The organism is Chelatococcus reniformis (genome assembly GCF_014640075.1).
GTDB classification, from domain to species: Bacteria; Pseudomonadota; Alphaproteobacteria; order Rhizobiales; family Beijerinckiaceae; genus Camelimonas; species Camelimonas reniformis.
Genome location: NZ_BMGG01000008.1, coordinates 269637 through 273012, shown reverse-complemented (window position 1 = coordinate 273012; position 3376 = coordinate 269637). Strand labels below are relative to the sequence as shown.

General features: G+C 70.7%; 1 protein-coding gene. It reads left to right on the top strand.

What is annotated here, in order from left to right:
- Positions 1-3376 (top strand): beta strand repeat-containing protein (locus IEW34_RS22085; protein ID WP_373288298.1); only part of this gene is annotated, 3376 nt, incomplete at both ends.

Here is a 3376-nt window from a genome sequence, read left to right as displayed (position 1 = left end):
CAGATTTCGACCGGTCAGAATGATTTCCTCGTCCACGGCGGCACCGTGACCAACGGCATCTGCGGAACGGTGCAGTGCAATGCGCTGCCGGTCGACAGCTTCGGTGTCGTGGTGCAGTCGATCGGCGGCGGTGGCGGCGTCGGCGGCACGGCCCTGGCGCAGTCCGTGGCGGTCGCCGTCCCGTACGACCCGGACGGGAACCAGTTCGGTTTGGCGGCATCGGTCGGCCTCGGCGGCAAGGGCGGCAGTGGCGGCGTCGGCGGCACGGCCCAGTTCGGCCTGTCGAGCGGCGGCTCCATCACCACCAGCGGCCAGGGCTCCACGGGCGTGCTGGTGCAGTCGATCGGTGGCGGCGGCGGCGCCGGCGGCGATTCGTCGGCTTCGGCCGTGGTCGTCGGCTACGGGCAGACGGTGCCGGACGGGGCCGGGTCGATGGGGGTCACCGGCAACTTCACGATGGGCGGTTCGGGCGGCGGCAGCAACGGCGGCGGCTCCGTGCTGGTGGCGGTCGGCGGCACCATCGTCAACGGCGCGCCGCAGCAGGACGCGGCCGGCAGTGCCGCGACTTCGATCGTCACCTACGGCGATTTCTCCAACGGCATCACCGCGCATTCCATCGGTGGCGGCGGTGGCAACGCCGGCATCGGCAGTGGCAACACGCAGTCCGTCGGCACCGGGTCCACTTACTCGGGCTATTTGGGCCTGGGCTCAGGAGGGGGCGGCGGCGGCGACGGCGCCGCCGTGACGGTCTCCATGTTCGCTGGGAACGGCATCACCACCTGGGGCTCCGGGTCGATCGGCGTGGCGGCGCAGTCGATCGGGGGCGGGGGCGGCATCTCGCAGGGCGCCTCAGTGAATGTCGGCAAGACCTTTTCGGTCGGCAACGTCAACTACGAGCCTGACCTCAAGATCGGGTTCGGCACCACGAGCGGCGGCGGTGGCGCCGGCGGCACAGTCAATGTCAGCGTCTCTGCCCCCATCGTCACCCATGGCGGCGACGCCACCGGCGTGGTGGCGCAATCGATCGGCGGCGGCGGCGGCATCGGCGGCTCGTCCGGTGCGGATGCGTCGGCCGATAACCCGATCATCCAGGCGCTGGAAGCGCGCCAGGGGATCAGCAACATCAAGAGCACCCTCGAGAAGGGCAAGGTTGCATTGGAGACCACTCTCTCACTTGCGGTCGGCGGCGCCGGCGGCGGCGGCGGCCAGGGCGGCACCGTGAACGTGAACCTCTCCGACGGCATTACGACGTCCGGCGATTGGGCGAACGGCGTCCTCGCGCACTCGATCGGCGGGGGCGGCGGCAAGGGTGGCACCGCTGCGGCAGCCGGCACGGGTGGAGAGCCGGAAACCACAGTCAACATCGATCATGCCGTCGGTGGCCAGGGCGGGCAGGGCGGAAACGGCGGCGCCGTCAACGTCAACATGCTTCAGGGCAACACCGTCATCTCGACGGCTGGCTACGCTGCGGCCGGCATCATCGCCCAAAGCATCGGCGCCGGCGGCGGCATCGGCGCCGACGGCTCCGACAGCGCCACCGGCACCATCTCGCTCGGCGCGTCCACTGGCGGCGCCGGCGGAGTCGGCGGCAACGGCGGCAGCGTGCTGTTCCAGTACAACAACACCAACGGCTCCACCATCTCCACCACAGGCACGGCCGCCGACGGCCTCGTGCTCCAGTCGGTCGGCGGCGGCGGCGGCATCGGCGGCGCCGGCAGCAGCCTCTTCGTCTCCAATTTCAAGTTTCCCGGCCAGACGCTGACGCTCTCGGCCGGCGGCGGCCAGGATGCGAGTGGCAACGGCGGCACTGTTAACCTGCAGGCGGCCACCTCCACCAACAATCCGCTCAATATCGCGACGACGGGCGACTACGCCTTTGGCGTACTGGGGCAGTCTATCGGCGGCGGCGGCGGCCTGATCACCGCACAGCCGAGCGCCCAGACGGTGACGACGGAGATCGGCGGCGACGCCTCGGGCGGAGCCGGCGGTGCCGTCAACCTCATCGGCAACAACCTCACCATCACGACGACGGGCGTCTCGGCGCACGGCATCGTGGCGCAGTCGATCGGTGGCGGCGGCGGCGTCATTCGCATCGCCGATCCTAACCCCGGCTCCCCGTCGTTGGCCACCAATTGGCCTGGTCCGCGGTCGAGTGCCGGCTCCGGCAATGGCGGTGCCGTGACCGTCGACGTCGACAACGGCGGCAGCGTGAATGTCAGCGGCGCCGGCGCGGTGGGCATCCTGGCGCAGAGCGTCGGCGGCGGCGGCGGGCTGACGCTCGACGGCAACGGGGTCTTTGCCGGCAGCACGTCGACCGGTTCGGGCGGGGCCGGCGGCCCCGTCGTCGTCAACGTTTTGGGTGCAACGGTTACGGCCAGCGGTCCCCAGGGCATTGGCATCTTTGCGCAGAGCACCGGCCCTGGTGGCGGCGCGGGCAGCACAGTGTCAGTCCAGTACGTCGGCACCTCCGCCTCCAGCTTCTTTGCCGGTACCGTGACAGGCGGCGTCGGTACGCAGGCGACGCCTGATCAACCGGGCGCGAGCGCCATTCAGATCGACGGTCCCGGCGCGAGCATGGTCTCCATTGATATCACCAGCGAGGTCACGTCGGGGCTGGGAGCCAGCGGTACGGCCATCGTGGCAACTGGCGGCGGGTCGATAGACGTGCAGAACTTGGGAGGCGTCATCACCGGAAGCGTCTATGCCGGTGGCGCGGGACAAGTCCAAATTGGGCCGTCGGGGACCTTCAATGCGGGACCGGCGGTTGTGGCGGGCCTCGTCCAGAACAACGGACTCGTCAACGTCGGCGGTGCCGGCGCCGTGGGCGCGACGACGCTCACCGGCACCTACCGGCAGACGACGTCGGGCACCCTGGGTGTGGATATCGATTCCCTGTCGGCGCGGCGGGCGGACCTGCTGACCATCACGGGCAACGCCGACGTCGCGGGCGCGATCGTCCCCACCGCCACCCGGCTACTCCCGGGCACCTATCCGGTGCTGAGCGCCGGCTCGCTCAACGCGGGGGCGAGCGCGCCGTCATCGCTGCTGTTCGACTGGAAGACGAGCAACGACGGCCGGACGCTCTCGCTGACGCCCAACGCGCGCTTCGCGCCGGCCGGCGTGGCACTGGCGAGCAGCGAGGCCTCCCTCGCCGGCCACCTGAACACGGCCTGGGGCAACGCCGACGCGTTCTTCGCGCCCTTCTTCGGCTATCTCTCGCAGATGGGGAGCGGCAGCGGCAGCTCCTACATCTCGGCGCTGCGCTCGCTGTCGCCGGAGGCGGCGCAGGCGCAGGCGACCAGCCTGCTCGCCAGCTCGGGCACGGTGCTGGGCGCGGCGCTGAGCTGCCCGGTGTTCGTCGATGCGGGAACGCAGT